General features: G+C 68.8%; 11 protein-coding genes. 6 read left to right on the top strand and 5 right to left on the bottom strand.

The features are described 5' to 3' along the window. Positions 1–37 precede the first annotated feature (37 nt). Genes DSM104443_RS06145 through DSM104443_RS06170 form a run of 6 tightly spaced genes read left to right on the top strand, consistent with a single transcriptional unit; the run spans position 38 to position 14,917 of the window. Entirely contained in the window at positions 38–3,427 is a 3,390-nt protein-coding gene (locus tag DSM104443_RS06145) for an RCC1 domain-containing protein (RefSeq protein WP_171090458.1), read from the top strand. A gap of 14 nt (positions 3,428–3,441) precedes the next feature. Continuing rightward, positions 3,442–5,085, top strand: coding sequence for a hypothetical protein (locus DSM104443_RS06150; protein ID WP_171090460.1), 1,644 nt, complete (start codon positions 3,442–3,444; stop codon positions 5,083–5,085). Between the two features lie 16 nt (positions 5,086–5,101). Beyond that, entirely contained in the window at positions 5,102–7,156 is a 2,055-nt protein-coding gene (locus DSM104443_RS06155) for a hypothetical protein (RefSeq protein ID WP_171090462.1), read from the top strand. A 3-nt stretch (positions 7,157–7,159) separates the two neighbouring features. Beyond that, positions 7,160–9,541: an RCC1 domain-containing protein gene (locus DSM104443_RS06160; protein ID WP_171090465.1), complete on the top strand. Its 2,382-nt coding sequence runs from the start codon at positions 7,160–7,162 to the stop codon at positions 9,539–9,541. Between the two features lie 8 nt (positions 9,542–9,549). Next, entirely contained in the window at positions 9,550–12,876 is a 3,327-nt protein-coding gene (locus DSM104443_RS06165) for a FecR domain-containing protein (RefSeq protein ID WP_171090467.1), read from the top strand. Further along, positions 12,851–14,917, top strand: a complete 2,067-nt coding sequence (locus DSM104443_RS06170; RefSeq protein WP_171090469.1) for a CHASE2 domain-containing protein — start codon at positions 12,851–12,853, stop codon at positions 14,915–14,917. Before DSM104443_RS06165 ends, DSM104443_RS06170 begins: the two co-directional genes overlap by 26 nt. Before the next feature lie 186 nt (positions 14,918–15,103). Here the strand turns inward: DSM104443_RS06170 and DSM104443_RS06175 are convergent, their stop codons facing one another. The 5 genes from DSM104443_RS06175 to DSM104443_RS06195 are packed head-to-tail and all read right to left on the bottom strand — an operon-like array spanning position 15,104 to position 19,141. Further along, a complete protein-coding gene (locus DSM104443_RS06175) occupies positions 15,104–15,694 on the bottom strand; it encodes a hypothetical protein (RefSeq protein ID WP_171090471.1) in 591 nt (196 codons plus the stop codon). Then, positions 15,691–16,314 (bottom strand): SCO family protein, encoded by a 624-nt coding sequence (locus tag DSM104443_RS06180; protein WP_171090473.1) that lies wholly within the window; start codon positions 16,312–16,314, stop codon positions 15,691–15,693. Before DSM104443_RS06180 ends, DSM104443_RS06175 begins: the two co-directional genes overlap by 4 nt. Then, positions 16,311–16,910, bottom strand: a complete 600-nt coding sequence (locus DSM104443_RS06185) for a c-type cytochrome (protein WP_171090474.1) — start codon at positions 16,908–16,910, stop codon at positions 16,311–16,313. Before DSM104443_RS06185 ends, DSM104443_RS06180 begins: the two co-directional genes overlap by 4 nt. A 9-nt stretch (positions 16,911–16,919) precedes the next feature. Next, a complete protein-coding gene (locus tag DSM104443_RS06190) occupies positions 16,920–17,516 on the bottom strand; it encodes a cbb3-type cytochrome c oxidase subunit II (protein ID WP_171090476.1) in 597 nt (198 codons plus the stop codon). Next, positions 17,513–19,141, bottom strand: a complete 1,629-nt coding sequence (locus DSM104443_RS06195; protein WP_212756987.1) for a cbb3-type cytochrome c oxidase subunit I — start codon at positions 19,139–19,141, stop codon at positions 17,513–17,515. The genes DSM104443_RS06190 and DSM104443_RS06195 overlap by 4 nt, the downstream gene beginning before the upstream one ends. Positions 19,142–19,224: the final 83 nt, after the last annotated feature.

Consider the following 19,224-nt stretch of genomic DNA (forward strand, 5'->3'; position numbering starts at 1 on the left):
CGTACCGGCCCGATAGAGACCGGTTGGGAGAGCGAGCTTGAGGTCGGGAACCGCTGCCGTCGTTGCATGCGTCGTGATGTGCCTGGGCGTCGCCGCCCATGCCGCGACACCGGCCGTCAGCGCGGGCTACAAGCACGGCGTCGCACTGCACGCGGACGGAACCGTGCGAGCCTGGGGCGACGATTCCGGCGGCCAGCTCGGCCTCGGACGCACGCTGGCCGTCAGCACGCCGGCGCTCGTCACCAATCTCCAGGGGGTCGCCAAGGTCGCATCGGGCTATAGCCACGTGCTCGCGCTCATGAGCGACGGCACCGTTCGCGCCTGGGGCGTGAACACGCTCGGCCAGCTGGGCGACGGCACGACGACCAACCGTTCGTCCCCCGGGCCCGTGCCTGGCGTCACCGGTGTCACGGCGATCTCCGCGTCGTCGCATTCGATGGCGCTCGCCGCGGGCCGCATCTGGACGTGGGGCGAGAACTACCACGGCGAGATCGGCCGCGAAGGCGACAACATCGTGCCGGGGATGGTCACCGGCATTACCGATGCAACTTCGATCTCCGCGGGCGGTGGCCATTCGCTCGCGTTGCGCGGCGACGGCAGCGTCTGGGCGTGGGGCCGCAACGACAACGGGCAGCTCGGCGATGGGACCACCACCGATCGTCCCGCGCCGGTGCGCGTGAGCGGCTTGCCGGCGATCCAGGCGATCTCCGCGGGCGAGATCCACAGCGTCGCGCTGGGGACCAACGGGCTCGTCTACACGTGGGGCGGGAACAGCTTCGGTCAACTCGGCACGGGCGATGGTCCGGCCCGCCCCCTGCCGGCCGTGGTGCCCGGCGTGCCTTCCGCCACGGGCGTGGCCGCGGGCATCGGGCACACGCTCGTGATCCTCGGCGACGGCGGCGTCGGCGCCTGGGGCAGCGGCTTCTCGGGTGAGCTGGGCAACGGGCTCCAGAACCCCTCCGCGGTGCCCGTGCGCGTCTCGACCCTCACCAACGTCGTCGAGGTTTCCGCCGGCGTCTTCTATTCCGCCGCGCGCACGTCGGACGGCGGCGTGTGGACCTGGGGCGGCAACAATTTCGGCCAGCTCGGCAACGGCACGGTGCAACTCGGCAACGTTCCCGCGCGCGTGAACGGCCTGCCGCCGACGATCTCGCTCTCCGCGAACGGCTATCACACGTTCGCCGTCGGCAACGACGGGCGCGTGCGGGCGTGGGGTGCCAACGAGTTCGGCGAGCTGGGCGACGGCGTGAAGCCGCTGCGCTCTACGCCGGCCCTGGTTCCCAACGTGGCGGGCATCACGCGCATCGCGGCCGGCGCGCTGCATTCGCTCGCGCTCAAGTCCGACGGCACGGTGGTCGCCTGGGGCAACAACACGTTCGGCCAACTGGGCGACGGCGTGGACGACTCACGCTCGAGCGCCGGGCCGGTTCCGGCCTTTGCCGGCGTGAAGGACGTGGGCGCGGGCATCTTCAACTCGGTCGCGCTCAAGAACGACGGCACGGTCTGGTCGTGGGGCTACAACTTCCAGGGCGTGGGCGGCGTCGGCGACCAGGAAACGCGAAGGACTCCGGTGCAAGTCCCCGCGCTCTCGGGCATCGCGGACATCAGCGTCGGCCCGTCGCATACGCTGGCCCGCACATCCGACGGCCGCGTGTTCGCGTTCGGCGTGAATACCTCGGGCGAGCTGGGCTACGGCGTGGTGGGCGTGGTGCTCACGCCGGTCGGCGTGCTGAACCTGACCAGCGTGAAGGCCGTCGCTGCGGGCGACAACCATTCGCTCGCGCTTCGCACCGACGGCACCGTCTGGTCGTGGGGCGGCAATTACTCCGGGCAGCTCGGCGACGGCACCAACAACGACCGGAGCCTCCCCGCCGTCGTTCCGGGACTCTCGAACATCGTCGCGATCGGCGCGGGCAGCAGCAACTCGTTCGCGATCGCCGCCGACGGCACGGTGTGGGCGTGGGGTGCGAACTACGACGGACAGCTCGGCGATGGCTCGGGCTTCGAGCAGGTGAGCCCGGTCGTGGTCGAAGGACTGAAGGGCGTCTCGTCGATCTCGGGCGGCGGCAACGGCGGCCTCGCGCTCAAGCCCGAAGGCACCGTGTACGCGTGGGGCGGCAACGTGGACGGGCGGCTCGGCGACGGGACGTTCGTCTCGCGCGGCACGCCGGTGGTCGTCGTGCGCGAGGACGGAGCGGGCACGCTCGAGGCGAACAACTGGTTCCTGGATCTCAACCCCTCGGTGCCGAAGGCCGCGCCGACGCCGGTGCCGATCTTCCTCCTCGTCACCACCAGCGCCTCGGGCGCGGTGACGGCCAACGTGCAGTTCCGCGGCCAGGACATCGGCACGTCGAGCAACCTCTACGTGTTCGCCTCGGCGCCGCAGGACGTGGTGCTCGCGGCGAAGGACGGCAAGCCGCCGCTGGTTCTCGGCAAGGCCACGCGCCGCGACGGCCGCAAGGACACGGCTCTCAACTGCGTGCTCGCGCAGCTCACCGGCTCGGGCCAGCTGCAGGGCGTGTCGGCCTCGTCGCTGAACGCCTACGTGAGCACGGTGCTGAGCTCGCAGGGCGCGGCGGTCACCGTGATCAACGGCGTGTCGTCCGCGGTCATCGGCGGCGCGACGTTCTACGTGGGCTACGGCGCCTCGAGCACGTCGATGCTGAACCAGGGCACCAACCGCGGCGTCGTGAACGTGCCGGGGCCGAAGGAGTGCAAGCCGCAGGCGCCGCAGACCGGCTGGTGGTGGAACAAGGCCGAGGGCGGGCGCGGCTACTCGATCGAGGTGCAGGGCAACCACATCTTCTACGCCGCGTATCTCTACGACGACGCGGGCAGGGCGAACTGGTTCGTGGCGAACGGCAATACCTCGCTCGACGGCTCGCTCTACATGGGCGACCTCCTGAAAGTCACGGGCGGGCAGACGCTGGGCGGCGCGTTCCGTCCGTCCGGCCCCGCGCAAAGCGCTGGCCCGCTGCTGCTCGCGTTCACCGACGCCGCATCGGGCACGATGGTGTGGCCCGGCGGATCGGTCGCCATCGAGCGCTTCGCCTTCACGCCCGCGGGCCTGAATCCGCCGCCGCGTGCCAACGAGCCCGAAAGCGGCTGGTGGTGGAACCCCGAGGAACCCGGCCGCGGCTTCTTCATGGAATGGCAGGGCGACAGCGTCGACATCGCCGGCTACATGTACGACGACGCGGGCAACGCCGTGTGGTATCTCTCGCTCTTCCCGACGCCGAATATCCTCAACTACTCGGCCCGCTGGTTGCTCTACGCCAACGGCCAGACGCTGACCGGGCCCTACAAGCCCGCCGAACCGATCAACAACAACGTGGCCCCGCTCGGGATCCAGTTCACGAGCGCGACGACCGCGACAATGACGCTTCCCAACGGCCGGACGACGCAACTCGTCCGGTTTCGATTCTAGAAGGAGAGCGCAACATGCCGACCCTCGCGCACAGGGGGATGGCGATGGCCTGCGGCGCACTGTTGTTCGCCGCAGCCACCGCGTTTGCCCAGGTTCCGACCCGCATCTCCGGCACGCTGACCGGCTCCGATGCCTTCGAGACCGATGTCATCACGTTCTCCTGCGACGGCGCGGATCCGTGCGTCGGCAACTTCGCGCTGCGCGCGAAGTTCGTCGAGTGCAACAACGCGATCACGTTCGCCGACGTGATCACGATCACCGGCCTTTCGCTGGCGGCCCCTGGGCCCATTTCCGGAACCGCGCGCTTCGCGAACGCCTCCTTCGAAGTCGACGGGCACAACGGCGTCTGCACCACGTCGCCTCCCACGGGCGATGTCATCTTCACATTCACCGGCACGTGGAATGGAACGACGGCGACCGTCACCTTCAATACGGGCAACGTCGATTCGCCGATCTTCTCGGGCACCCTGAAGGTGGAGGGGGCACCACCGTTCGCGCTGAAGGTCACCGCGAGCATCGGCACGACCGCGACGGTCCGCGCGGACATCACGTACCGCGCCCAGGATGTCGGCTCGGCGGGGAGCGTCTACGTCTTCGCCGTCGCGCCCATCACGCAGGTCCTGCCTTCACTGCTCAAGGACGCGGGCCCGGCCATGCCGCCGCTCGCATACGCGAAGACGCGCGACGGCAAGGAAACCACGGTGGCATGCGTGCTCGCGCAGCTGAACGGCGCGGGCCAGTTGCAGCAAGTGTCGGCCTCGAGCCTGCAAGCCTTCGTCACCGGCGTGCTCGGATCCGCGGGCCAGTCGATCGCGGTGGTGAACGGCGTGGCCACGGCACAGATCGGCGGTGCGACTTTCTACGTCGGCTACGGGGCGAACCCGCAGTCGATGATCTCGGGCGGCGTGAACCGCAACGTGGTCACGGTGCCGGCCGCGCTCGAGTGCAAGCCCTCGCCGCCGCAGACCGGCTGGTGGTGGAACAGCACCGAAGGCGGACGCGGCTACTCGATCGAGGTGCAGGGCAACCACATCTTCTACGCGGCGTATCTCTACGACGCGCAGGGCAATGCGCAGTGGTACGTGGCCGCGGGCAACACGTCCATCGACGGCTCGCTCTTCACCGGCGACCTGCTCAAGTTCGCGGGCGGGCAGACGCTCGGCGGTGCCTTCCGCGCCCCGGGTGCCGCGCAACCTTCGGGTGCCATCACGCTCGCGTTCTCCGAAGCGACGAAGGGCACGATGGTGTGGCCTGGCGGCACGGTGTCGATCGAGCGCTTCGCCTTCACGCCCGCGGGCCTCAATGTTCAACCGCGCATCAACCAGCCCGAGGGCGGCTGGTGGTGGAACCCGCAGGAGAGCGGCCGCGGCTTCTTCATGGAGTGGCAGGGCGACAGCGTCGACATCGCCGGCTACATGTACGACGACGTCGGCAATCCGGTCTGGTATCTCTCGCTCTTCCCGACTCCGGACATCCTCAACTACACGGCCAACTGGTTGCTCTTCGGCAACGGGCAGACGCTCACCGGACCCTACAAGCCCGCCATGCCGATCAACAGCAACGTGGCCCCGCTTTCCATCCAGTTCACCAGCAGCACCACTGCGACGATGACGCTGCCCAACGGCCGCTCCACGCAGCTCGTGAGGTATCGTTTCTAAAAGGGACCCACAAAAAATGAAGACCTGCGCGCACACGCACTTGCTTCGCTCCACGCTTTTCCCGCTGTTCCTGGCCCTCCTCGCCGCACCCGCCGTTGCGCAAGTGACGGCGGTCACCGTCAAGAAGAACTGGGAGTACGTCCAGACCGGGCCCTCCACGGTCGTCGCCAATCCCACCGTCAACGCCTTTGGATTCGGCGCGGACGTGGACGGCTTCAACATCGGCGGCATTCCGGCGCCCACCGTATCCGGCCCGATCAACGCGGGCGCGCTCGGGGCGTTCCACAACAACGGCGTGCTGGTCTACCGGGCGGGCGACAGCGGCTGGCGCTACGGCGTGAACGCCGACGACTTCGGCACCTCCACGATCGCGGACCTCGACGCGAAGTTCGGCGGCGGCACCTACACCTTCACCGTGAACGGGGCGACGTTCGGCCTGAACCTCATGGGCTACCTGTTCCCGAGCCCGCCGCCCACGATGACGCTCACCGGCGGGTCGTGGTCCAACGGCCGCTACGTCATCGATCCCTCGCAACCGCTCACCGTCACGACGAGTGCGTTCAATGGCTACGGCACGCACGCGGAGGACGTGATCTGCATGGCCATCATCGGCGGAGCCTTCAAGCTGCCCTTCGAGGAAATCGAGCCGCACGGGTGCGGATGGGCGAACGTGCACCAGTTCGCCTCGTCGAATCCCTCCAACACGGGGAGCTTCTCGGTCCCCGCGGGCACGCTCCAGAGCGGACAGGAATACATCGTCTTCGCGGGCTTCGCGACCTACGTCGACAAGAAGACGCATCCGATGCTGCCGGGCGCCACGCTCGTCGCCGGCTACGAGGTGTCCACCTTCGTCACGGTGAAGGCCGAGAGCTCGGTATTCCCGATGACGGTGACGGGCACGACGGGTCCGCCGACAGCGAACCTCAATGCGACGTTCTCGCTGCGCCCGCAGGACCAGGGAACGCCGCAGAACGTCTACAAGTTCGCGGTCGCGCCGATCACCGTCACGATGCCCCTGCTGAAGAGCAGCCCCGATGAAGAACCGCTGGTTCTCGGCTACGCGAAGGCGTCCGCGAGCAGCGGCTTTCGCAAGCGGGCGAAGGCCGACGCGTCGATTCCGTGCGTGCTTGCGCAGTTGAACGGCGCGGGGCAGCTGCAGCAGGTCTCGGCCTCGAGCCTCCAGGCTTTCGTCACCGGCGTGCTCGGCTCCGCGAGCCAGTCCGTGTCGATCGTGAACAACGTCGCGACGGCGCAGATCGGCGGCGCGACGTTCTACCTCAGCTACGGCACCAGCCCGCAGCAGATGCTCACCGCCGGCAACAACCAGCCGGTGAGGACGATTCCGGCGCAGATCGAATGCCGTCCCTCGCCGCCGGACAACGGTTGGTGGTGGAACAAGGCCGAGGGGGGGCGCGGCTACTCGATCGAGACGCAGGGCAACCGCATCTTCTACGCGGCCTATCTCTACGACGACTCGGGGCGCGCGCAGTGGCTCACGGCGAGCGGCAACACGTCGATCGACGGCTCGTACTTCACCGGCGAGCTGAACAAGTTCACCGGCGGGCAGACGCTCGGCGGCACCTTCCGTGCACCGAACGCCGCGCAGGCTTCGGGGGCCATCACGCTGGCGTTCACCGACCCGGCGAAGGGCACGATGGTGTGGCCCGGCGGCACGGTGTCGATCGAGCGCTTCGCCTTCACGCCCGCGGGCCTCAACGTCCCGGCGCGCACCAACCAGCCGGAGAGCGGCTGGTGGTGGAACCCGCAGGAGAGCGGACGCGGCTTCTTCATGGAGTGGCAGGGCGACAGCGCCGACATCGCCGGGTACATGTACGACGATGCGGGCAACGCCGTCTGGTACCTCACGCTGCTGCCGGTGCCGAACGTGCGCAGCTACACGGGCAATTGGGTGCTCTTCGCCAATGGCCAGACGCTGACCGGAGCCTTCAAGCCCGCGACGCCGGTCAACGCCAACGTGGCGCCCGTGACGATCCAGTTCAACAGCGCGACCACGGCGACGATGACCTTGCCCAACGGACGCACGACGCAACTCACGCGGTTGAGGTTCTAGGCCATGACGAATCGATCCTTCCTCCGCCATGCGGGCGCCGTGCTCCTGCTCGCCGCAACCTCGCTCGCCGCGCAGGCACAGCTCACGCCGGTGAAGACCCTCGACCTGGGCGTCTTCCACGGCTGCTCGCTCGCCGACAGCGGCGCGGTCTCCTGCTGGGGCGCGAACAACGCCGGCCAGATCGGCGACGGCACCACGGGCATCGACCGCACCTTCCCTGTCGCGGTGACCACCGCTGCGCGCATCGGCGTGGGATCGGTGCACGCGTGCCTGCTCACGCCGACGGGTGCGCCGCGCTGCTGGGGCTTCAACAGCTCCGGGCAGCTTGGCGACGGCACCTTCACCGACCGCGCCACGCCCACGGATGCGACGGGCTTCCCCGGCACCTATCGCCTGATCAAGGGCGGCGGCGGGCACACGTGCGCGGTCACCACCGCGGGCGGCGTGCGCTGCTCCGGTTTCAATGGCGCGGGGCAGCTCGGCGACGGCACCATCGACAGCAAGAACACGTCGGTACCGGTCACCGATCTCACGAGCGGCGTCGTGGACCTTCAGGTCGCCTACGAGCACAACTGCGTGCTCACGTCGGCGGGCGGGGTGCGATGCTGGGGCAACAACACCTACGGGCAGCTGGGCGACGGCACCACGACCAACCGCCCCACGCCCATCACGCCAAGCGGCCTCGGATCCGGCGTGGCCTCCGTCACGACGCGCGGCTACCACACGTGCGCGCTCAAGACCGGCGGCGCGGTGCTGTGCTGGGGCCGCAACGACTTCGGGCAGCTGGGTGACGGCACGCTCGTGAATCGCCCGACGCCTGTCAACGTCACGGGCCCCGTGGTCGGAAGCCTCTCGGTCGCGGCGGGCTCGTACCACACGTGCGTGCGCACACCCGAATCCGGCGTGCTCTGCTGGGGCTTCAACCTGCAGGGACAGCTCGGCGACGGTACCCGCACCAACACCTCGCGGCCGATCGCGGTGGCGCAGCTCTCGAGCGGCGTCACGGATATCGCCGGAGGCGTCTACGCCACGTGCGTGATCGTCACCGATGGCGGGGTGCGCTGCTGGGGCGACAACGCCAACGGCCTGCTCGGCGTCGGCAACCTCGCGGCGCGTCCGACGCAGGCGGCGGTTCGCGGCGCGGGCGGCAGCGGACTGCTCGATCTCACGCAGGGCGACGGCGTCTCGCTGCCGGCGGTCCTGGCCACGGCCGTCAACATCCTCGCCACGGGCAACGTCTCGGGCGCGCAGTCGCGCGTGAACGCGACCATCGGCATCCGCCCCGAGGACCAGGGCACGGCGCAGAACGTGTACGTCTATGCCCTCGTGCCCGCGAGCCGCGTGACCTCGCTGCTCACGAAAGGCGGCGACGCCGACGAACCGCCGCCCGCCCTCGCGAAATCGGCCGCCGACGGCAAGGACACCGCGGTCGCGTGCGTGCTCGCACAGCTCACCGCCGGCGGCCAGTTGCAGCAGGTGAGCGCTTCCGGCCTGCAGGCGCTCGTGACGGGCATCGTCAACAGCGCGACGGCGAGCGTCACGGTGCTGAACGGCGTCACGACCGCGACCATCGCGGGCGCGACGATCTTCACGGGCTACGGCACCAGCGCGGCGGCGATGTTCGGCAACGCCACGGGTTCGAGCGTGGCCACGATTCCGGGCCAGGTCGAGTGCAGGCCGCAGGCGCCGCAGAAGGGCTGGTGGTGGAATCCGGCCGAAGGCGGGCGCGGCTTCTCGATGGAAACTCGCGGCGATCGGCTCTTCTTCGCGGCCTTCCTCTACGACACCGACGGCCGCGCAAGCTGGTACGTGGCCGCAGGGCGCACGACGCTGGACGGCTCTTCGTTCAGCGCGCCGCTCATCAAGGTGACGGGCGGGCAGACCCTGGGCGGCGCCTATCCCACGAGAGGCCGGCAAACTTCGGAGGCGGGCGTGCTGACCCTGGCGTTCAACAGCGCGACGCAGGGCACGATCGTCTGGCCGGGCGGCCTCGTGCCGATCCAGCGCTTCGCGTTCGCGCCCGAGGGCCTCACGGCGCCGCCGCAGGCGGGCGTGCCCGAGAGCGGATGGTGGTGGAATCCCGCCGAGGACGGACGCGGCTTCTTCATCGAGTTCCAGAACGGGTCCGTGGACATCGCCGGCTACATGTACGACGAGGCCGGCAATCCCATCTGGTACCTCACGATGCAGCCCACGGCGAATCCGAAGAGCTGGTCGGGAAGCTGGTGGCAGTTCGCGAACGGGCAGACGCTCACCGGAGCGTTCAGGCAGAACACCCGCCTCGCCGACGTGGCGCCGCTTTCGCTCACCTTCGATTCCGCGACCACGGCGACGCTCACGCTGCCCAACGGCCGCTCGACGCGCTTGATCCGGTACGAGTTCTAGGAACGACGATGACGAACCTCATTCGCTGGATGGGAGCCTGTGCGGCGCTGGCCGTGGCACCTGCATTCGCCCAGGCACCGGCCGCCGCCGAGATCGTGAGCGTGGAGGGCAAGGGCGAGTACCGCGAGGCGGCACAGGCCTCGTGGAACGCCGCGAAGACGAAGCAGGGCCTCTTCCCATCGAACTTCGTGCGCACGCTCGACCTCTCGCGCATGGCGATCCTGTTCGCGGACCGTACGCAGATGCGCCTCGCACCCAACAGCCTGCTGCAGATCAAGGAGGCAGGGAAGGGCCCGGACGCGAAGACCACGGTGAATCTCAATGCGGGGCGCTCGTGGATGCAATCGAAGAGCGCGCCGCAGAACCTGCGCGTGGAAACGCCCACGGCGGTGGCGGCGATTCGCGGCACGGATTGGGAGATGGCCGTCGAGCCCGATGGACGTTCGACGCTTTCGGTCTTCAGCGGCGAGGTGGATCTCTCGAACGAGTTCGGCTCGGTGAACGTGCGCCGCGGCGAGCAGGCCGTGGCGGAGAAGGGCAAGGCGCCGGTGAAGCTGCAGGTCGTCGTGTCGCGCGACCGCATCCAGTGGGTGTCGTCGGTGACGGTCGATCCGGAACGCTATGCCGGCACGCGCGGGCTCGACCTGCCCGCGGCCTACGCCAAGGTGCAGCGCGACATCGAGCAGCCCGGCACGCCGCCGGAAGCGTTCCTGCTCTACGCGGACTTCGAGGCGTATCGCGGTGATCTCGGTCGCGCAGAACGCGTGTTGCAGGCCGGCCTCGGGAAATTCCCCGGCGATGCGCGTCTCGCGGCCGCATCCGCACGCCTAGCGATGCTTGCGGGCGAAGGTCCGAAGGCGCTGGCGCTCGCACGACAAGCGGTACAGTCGGCACCCAGTTCCGTCGAGGCAGCGTTGGCCCTCGGCGACGCGGCGCGGCTGGAAGGCCTCGCGCGTGAATCGGCGGATGCCTACCAGCGCGCCATCGACCTCGCGGTGGGTGACGCACGCGGCTGGCATGGACTCGGCGTGCTCGAAGCCGAGCGCGACAACCTGCGCCGCGGGCGCTCGCTGCTCGCGAAAGCCATCACGCTCGATCCCAACCGGGCCGAGACCTATTCGGAATCGGGAACGGCGGCGACCTCTGCGGCCGCCTATGCCGAAGCCCGTTCGGCGTTCGATCGCGCACTCGCGATGCAGCCCGAGAACTACGTCGCGTGGACCGGGCAGGGCATCCTCGAGCTTCGCACCGGCAATGTCGATGCCGCCATCGAGGCGCTGCTGAAGGCCACGCTGATCGAGCCGCGTTATTCGCGCGGCCATGTCTATCTCGCAGTGGCGTACTACCAGGCCGAGCGAAAGGGCCCGGCGCTGGACGAGTTGAAGCGCGCCGCGGAGACCGATCCCAACGATCCGCTGCCCCACATCCTCGCCGCGCAGATCCGCATCGATGCGATCGAGCCCGCCGCCGCGGCCGCCGAAGCGGGCGAGGCGTTGAAGCGCATTCCGTATCTCAAGTCGCTCGATGCCATCGGCGACAACCAGAAGGGCATCGCGAACGTCGGCTCCGCGCTCGCGTTCATGGGCCTCGAGGATTGGTCGCGCGGCGCGGCGCACGATTCCTACATCCCGTTCTGGGGGGCGAGCCATCTCTTCCTCGCCGATCGCTATCCAGGTGCGTTCGACCGGCGCTCGGAGCTGATGCAGGGCTTCCTCTCCGAGCCGCTGTCGTTCGGTGCTTCCAACCGCTTCCAGGCGCTGGTGCCCGCGCCGGGCCACCACGCGACCGCGTCGCTGCGGGTGAACCAGAGCGACGACGTCTCGCTGGTGGAGCCGGTGCTCACCGCCAACGGGCTTTCCACGGCGGGGTCGATGCCGTTCTCGTATTTCGTCGAAGGCATCGGCACGCGGATCGAGCCCGGCAACACGGACTTCGACGCGACCGCGAAGACCTTCACCGTGGCGCTCGGGGCCAAGCCCACGAGCGAGCTCTCGCTCTTCCTCTACGCCAACCGCCTCGACGCCGACGTGGAGCTCGGCAAGCGCGACGCCACGGGCGAGTTCGGGAAGATCGACGGCTACGCGAGCCGCATCGACATCGGCGCGCGCTACTCGCCGAGCGCCAACGTCGCCTGGTGGGTGAAGGCGGGCGCGGGCAAGGAAGATTCCGACTACGACACGCGCGGCTTCGTGGAGCTGCCAGGCCAGGCGCTCGAGCGGCTTTCGGCGTTCAAGACGAAGCCCGAAGCGCGCGACGCGGCGCTGCGCCAGACCTGGCGCGTTCGCGACGCGATGGAGATCACCTGGGGCGCCGAGTACTCGCGACGCGAAGAGCCCAAGACGCTGGTGCGCGATACGGGCCTGCACTTCGTGGGAGCCACCGTCCCGCAGGAGTCGCTCGACCAGACCGACATCGACCGCATGAAGTCGGTGTATGCGATCGGCCGCTTCGGCAAGGGAGCGTTCGTCGCGGACATCGGCCTGGGCTGGCGCGACTACACCAAGGACCGCGACATCCTCGTGATGCAGCCCCAGGGCAACACGCCGTTCGAGGAACACTACAAAGTGCGCGGTACCGATCCGATGGGCGGCTTCGTGTGGAAGCCGTTCGACGGCCAGACGCTGCGGGCCGCGTGCCGCCGCTGGGTGCGGCCGGTGGCGCTCGATACGCTGATGCCCGTGGCCATCGCCGGCATTCCGCTCGAGGACCAACTCGTCTTCGCCGGCGGGACGCTCCGCCAATGCCGCGCGCAATGGGAGTGGGCGATCTCCGAGCGCTCGTTCTTCAACGCGCACTACGAGGAATCGCGCATCCAGAACCTCGTCTCGCCGCTGGACGGCATCCTCAACACGCGCACCGACATCACCAACCTCGACCGCCTGAGGAACCGCGTGCTGACACCGCCCGGCCGTCCCGACGAGCTCGAGGACACGCCGGTCTACGCCGAGGGCCTCGCCAAGCGCACGCATGCAGCGTACGAACGCATCCTCGGCGCGGGCTTCGCGGCGCGGGCGCACTACACGTACACCGACAGCGAGAACACGGACCCGCTCTTCCCGGGGCGCAAGATCCCGTGGCTCGCGCGCCACCATGCGGACCTGGGCCTCACGTGGGCGCCGGGGCGTCACATCTTCGTGACGCTGCAGGCCGCGTGGCGAAGCCAGCGCTACTCCGACGAGGCGAACTTCGTGCCGGTGCCGCAGGGCTGGGACGCGCGCTTCAACGTCTTCATGGAGAGCCCGGACAAGCGCTGGGCGGTGGAGGTCTACGGCTTCAACCTCGCGAAGAAGGAACAATCGGACGTGTTCGGTGCCGTCGCGAGCTGGCGCTTCTGAGGCGCTGCGCCGGGGCTTCGCCTCGGCGTACGCGTTCCTCCGCACCCCCTCGGGCGAGCGCGCGGCGCCGCTGTCGTGGCGCATCACGGGCACGATCGCCGCCGCGGTCTTCGCGGTGTTCGCGGCCATCGCGCTCACGGACTGGGGCCGGTCGATGGAGCGGAAGGGCTTCGACGATCTCACGGTCGTCTCCGCGACGCCGCAGCAGCTCCCGATCACGATCATCGGCGTCGACGACGCCTCGCTCGCCGAAGTGGGCCGGCAGCTCCCGTGGCCGCGCAGCACGCATGCGAAGCTCATCAAGGCGCTGAACGAGGCGGGGGCGATGGTCATCGTCTTCGACATGCTCTTCGACGTGCCGTCGGCCAACGAGGCGGAGGATCGCGAGCTGGCCGCGGCGATCGCCGAAGCCGGGAACGTGGTCATCGCCGCCCAGCAGACGTTCCAGGAAAGCGCCTACTTTCGCCAATGGACGCGCACGGATCCGCTGCCCATCCTGCGCGCCGCGGGACCCGGCGTGGGCCTCGCGAACGTGACCCGCGACCGCGACTCCGTCGTGCGCGACCTGCCCGAGGGCCAGGACGCGCTGTGGCGCGAGATCGTGCGGCGGGCGAACGTCGTCCGCCCGGGCCTGCTCGCCGAGCCGCGCGACCTCACGGGGACGCTGATCCGCTACTCGCACATGAGGGAGGACGGGGCCTATCCCTACGTGTCGTACTACCAGGCGCTCGATCCCGCGCAGTTCCTGCCGAAGGGGGCGTTCCAGGACCAGATCGTCCTCGTGGGTCTCCGGCTCACCGCGTCGGTGGGGACCGAGCTCACGATGAACGACATGTTCGCCACGCCGTTCACGTCCACCACCGGCCTCGTCACGCCGGGCGTGGAGCTGCACGCGCATGTCCTGGAGAGCGCGATCACGGGCCGTGCCGTGACGCCGCTGCCGTTGTGGATCCAGCTCACGGTGCTCGCGATCGTCTCCGCGCTTTCGTCGGTGCTGATGCGCCGGTGGCGCCCGATCTTGAGTGTCGTGACCGGGTTGGCACTCGCGGCGCTCGTGATCGGCCCCGCGTACTGGATCTTCGCCACGAAGTCGCTGTGGCTTCCCGGCATCGGCATCCTCTCGGCCATCGCGGCGTCGTACCTCGTCTACGGGGCGATGGGCTTCCTCGAGGAGCGGCAGCGCCGTTCGTACATCAAGCGCGCCTTCGCGCTCTACGTGGCGCCCGAGGTCGTGGACCACATGCTGGCGCAGCCGGGCCGCCTCACGTTCGGCGGCGAGCGCAAGACCATCACCGTGCTCTTCACCGACCTCGCCGGCTTCACGACCATCAGCGAGAAGCACGGGCCGGAGGTGGTCTCGCGGGTGCTGAAGCAGCACTTCACGCGCGCCAAGGCGATCGTGCGGAACCGGCGCGGCACCCTGGTGCAGTTCATCGGCGATGCGTTGATGGCGATCTGGGGCGCGCCGCTGGACGATCCCGACCACGCGGCCAACGCGTGCCTCGCCGCGCGCGAGATGCAGGCCGACATCGAGGCGCTGCGCGCGGAGCTCGTGGCGCAGGGGCTGCCGGAGATCCGCATGCGCATCGGCATCCACACCTGCGAGGCGATGGTCGGCAACTTCGGCTCCGAGGACCACTTCTACTACACGGCGCTCGGCGACGGCGTGAACCTCGCGGCGCGGCTCGAGGGCGCGAACAAGATCTTCGGCTCGGGAATCCTCGTGAGCGGTGCGACGATCGCGCGCATCCCGCCCGGCTCGCCGCTGCGACCGCTCGCCAGCGTGATCGTGAAGGGCAAGAGCGAGCCCGTGGACGTGTTCACGTTCGACGAGGATCGGCAGGTTTGCGAGCTCACGGTCCGGGGCCTCGAGGCCTTCGTGAAACGGGACTGGGAGGAGGCGCATCGCGCGTTCGAGGCGATCTTCGCCCTGCGATCCGAGGACCTCGTGGCGCAGCGCTACCTGGGACGGATCGCGCTGCTGCGGTCTGCGCCGCCGGACGAGGGCTGGACGCCCGCGGAGGCGCTGGACAAGATGTAAACGAACTGGGCGGGGTTTCGAAGGTTCGGACGCCGCTTTTTATGGGGAGGATGGGGAGGAAAGGCGGAGGAAGGAGAGGAAAGCAATACGGGGTCATGCCGTGGAGGTGATTGCCATTGCCGCGCTTAAATCAACAGTCCTTGGTTTTCCTCTCCTTCCTCCGCCTTTCCTCCCCATCCTCCCCTTTCAATCCAGCCTTTGATTCACCGATCCCGCCAATCCAAGCTCCGGGTTTTTCTCTGTGTCCTCTGTGATTCCTCTGTGTCCTCTGTGATCCCATTGGGCGCCGCGACCAACCCGCACCACGAGCCACGCGGCGAACGCGACAACCGCGACGATCACCAGGCCTTCTCCGGCGCGCTGCTGCGAATCGGTGAGGTACGCGAGGCAGAGGCGCGTCTCGGCATCCTGGTAGACCAAGCCCACGGTCGCGGCCATCCACGTGAAGTTGCCGACGAAGAAGGCCTCGAGCACGAGCGGCGAGCGGCGGGATGAACTGCGCAGCGCCAAGCCGGCCGCCGCGAGGCTCGCGAACTTCGCGGCATTCATCGCCGGGCTAGCGACCGCGGCATCGAGCGCCGCCGGGATCATCCAGAAGGCCGTCACCAGGCCCGCGAAGAGCCAGCCGGCGAGGCCGAAGGCGTCGAAGCGCGCGATCGCCGCGTGCACTCGCGCAGGCGCGAAACCGGCGAGATACGCACCGGCGGCGACGATGAGCGGAATCTCGATCAACATGTGGCGCGCCATGTCCGCTTCGAGCCAGGTGAAGGGGTTCATAGCGTCGAGGCGAAGGCGAGGGCTTCGCGGTGCCGTTCCATGTCGAAGATCGCGACCAGCTTGCCCTCGGGCGTCACGACGTGGATCGCGGCGTTGTGCGCGTAGCCGCCGACGCCATCCGGGATCACCACGACGCCGCTCTCCCGCAGGAGCGAGCCCAGCGCCGCATCGCTCACGGGCACGCCCACGGTCCACAACGCCGGGTCGGCGCGAAAGCGTTTCGCGTACTTCGAGAGCTCAACCGGGGTGTCGTAGGCGCGGTCGAAGGAGAGGCTCGCGAAGCGAACGCCCTTCGTGCCGGAGGCTTGCACGGACGCCTGGAGCTGCTGCAGCTCCGTGCCGAGGGACAGGCATGCGGAAGGGCAGCGCGTGTAGACGAAGGTGACGAGCCACGCGCGCGTCGCAGGATCGGCATTCCAGAGCGTGCGGCGTTGCCCGGCGGCATCGACGATCTCCACGGGCGAGAGCGGCATCGCGACCTCGGCCACGCGGATCCTGCGCGCGTCCTCGGCGGTGAAGGCGCGGAAGCCCAGGGTGAGGGAGGACGCGGCCGCGAAGGCCGCACCCAGGAGGAGGCCCGCGGCGGCCAGCGTGGGAAGCATCGGCCGCGCGGCGCTCATTTCATCGCGGCGAGCTCCGCGTCGCCTTTCCACGGTTCGGTGCGCGCCGTGGTCTCGGTGCGCGCGGCGGCCACGATGTCGGCTCCGACGGGCGGAGCCGCGTTGCCCCACTGCTTGCGCACGTAGCTCGCCACCGCGGCGATCTCCGCGTCGTTCAGCTGGTCCTTGAACGGCGGCATGGCGCCGTTGTATGCCGTGCCCTTCACGGTGAGCGTCCCCTGCACGCCGTGCAGCACGATCTTCGCGATCAGCTCGGGCTTGCCCGTGACCCATTCCGATCCGCCGAGCGGTGGGAACACGGCCGGCAGGCCCGCGCCGTTCGCCTGGTGGCAGGCAACGCAGCGCGCGCTGTAGATCGCGGCGCCGTCGAGGGCCGCACCCGGCGCCGGGGCGGCCTTGGCCATGAGGTCCTTCATCGTGCGGCCATCGCCATACTCGGGGGGCGTGACCGCGGCGTCGGAGGCGAGGATGTAGAAGATCCCGAAGATGACCATGCTCGCGATCAGGATGAGGATCGGGATCGGGATCGCCATGGACTGCTCGTGGGGATCGGAGTGCTCGCGTTGTTCCTGCGCCGAGATGTTGTTGGGGTCCATGGGGCCTCCTCAGCGCTTCGTTTCGGCGGGTGCGTCGATCGCGGGATACGTGCGGTCGAGCGCGATGAGGTAGTTGGCGAGGTCGAGCGCGCGGGGCTGCGCGACGACGACCTTGCCCGGCGGGGCGAAGTCGGGCGGCAAGCTCAACACTCGCTCGCCCGCATCCGCCTTCTCCTTCACGTCGAAGAGGAAGCCGTAGGGCGGCATGATGCTGCCCGGCACGTAGGCCCTCGGCTGGTAGAGGTGGCCCAGGTGCCAGTCGAGGCTCGGCTGGCGCGCGCCGATATTCAGGAGGTCCGGGCCGGTTCGCATCGTGCCCAGCAGGTGCGGCTTGTCGTAGTAGTAATCGGCCGCCACGGAGGGCCGGCCCCAGCCGCGCTCGCCGTCGGGCGCCTGGCGCCGGTCGCGGGGCTGTTGCGAGTGGCAGTACACGCATCCCTGGCGGATGTACTCCTCGCGCCCGCGTAGCTGCGACGTGGTGTACGGCTTCAATCCCTTGGGCGGTTTCACGTCCTTCAGCTGCACGTAGGGGATCGCGACGAGCAGCGTGCCCGCGACCCCGATCATCACCAGCGCGCCGCCGATCAAGACCTTCTCGCTCTTCATGCGCGCTCTCCCTTCGGTCCGTAGAAGAGCGCGGGCGTGTCGCGCGTCGGCCCCAGCCGCAGCACCATCGCGAGGAAGTGCGCCGCGAAGATGACGTGGGCGAGCGTCATCATGCCGCCGCCGATGCTGCGCGCCTTGAGGTAGGGAAGCGTGAGCGTGACCGAATCCATGAAGGGCCGCGCGGCATCGAGCATCGCAAGGCCCTGGAACCAGCCGCCGAAGGTGAGCGAGACGAAGTAGATGCCGATGCCCAGGACCGAGAGCCAGAAGTGCACGAGGATCAGCTTCGGGTAAGGCCATTCGCGCTGCATCACCCGCGGCATCACGAAGTACATGCCCCCGAAGAACGCCATCGCCACGAACCCGTAGAGGCCCAGGTGCGCGTGGCCGACGGTGTAGTGGGTGAAATGCGCAATGGTGTTCACGGCGCGCAGCGCCTCGAACGAACCCTGCACCGAGCTCGCCACGTACATGAGGCCGCCGAACGCGAGGAAGCGTAGCGTCGGCGAGTGGATCAGCATGCGGTTCTTGCCGCGCATCGTGTAGAACTGGTTCACCGCGAAGGCGAACACCGGGATCACCATCATCATGCTCTGCACGATGGAGAGCGTGATGAGCCAGCTCGGCACCGGCGAGCCGATCAAGTGGTGCGCCCCGACCTGGCCGTAGAAGAACGCGAGCGTCCAGAAGCCGAGGATCGACAGCGCATACGACTTTACCGGCGTGCCCATCACCTTCGGCAGGAAGTAGTAGATGGTGGCGAGCGCCAGCGGTGTGTAGAACAGGCCCAGCACGTTGTGGCCGTACCACCAGTTCATCGCCGCCTGCTGCACGCCGAAGTGCACGCCGGGAATGTTGCCGACGAAGAAGAGGATCGGGAACCAGAAGAGCGCGGCACCCATGTACCAGACGGACACATAGAGGTGCTCCACCTTGCGTTGCCGCAGCGTGAGGACCAGCGGGATGGCCACGAACGCTCCGCCCACGACGAGCAGGATGTCCACCTGCCAGGGCATCTCCAGCCATTCCATGCCGTCGGAGAAGCCCGCGCCGATGGCGCCCAGCCCCGCGATGAGGCCCGCGTTCCAGAGGATGGCGCCCAGCAGCGCGAAGTTGCCGCCCACGAGCGTGGTCTTCAGCAGGCGCGGCAGCAGCCACACCGCGAGCCCGAGGCCCGCCATCGGCAGGAAGCCGTAGGCCAGCGCGTTCAGGTGCAGCGTGCGGATGCGCCCGAACGTGAGCCACTCGTAGGCGCCGAGCCAGTCGGGCTCGTGCAGCTTGATGGATGCCGTGAGGCCGGCGAACGACGCGGCGAGCAGCCACACGATCGCGCAGCACATGAAGACGAAGGTGATGGTGTTGGACGAGCGGTCGGCCGCTGCCCGGGCAGCGAGCTCGTTCGCGTCCGGCGTGTGGGCGCCCTCGGCCCCGGCGTCGTGCTCCAGCGCTCGGCGGGCCTCGGGGCTCGCGGCCGGATCCTCGGGCCTGCCGATCTCGTTGGGCGCGAAGATCACCTCGGCGCCCTTCGAATCGGGGTCGAACCAGCCGCGGAGCATCGCGACGATGAAGAACACCAGCGCGACGATCGCGATGATGAATGCCGACAGCAGGATGATGACCGCCATGATTCCCCCTTGCACTGTGGGGACCATTTTGTACTTTTTTCATTACGGGGGTTGGGCGGCGCATACTTCGCCCGAGAATTCCG

It is taken from the genome of Usitatibacter rugosus, from assembly GCF_013003965.1.
GTDB classification, from domain to species: domain Bacteria; phylum Pseudomonadota; class Gammaproteobacteria; order Burkholderiales; family Usitatibacteraceae; genus Usitatibacter; species Usitatibacter rugosus.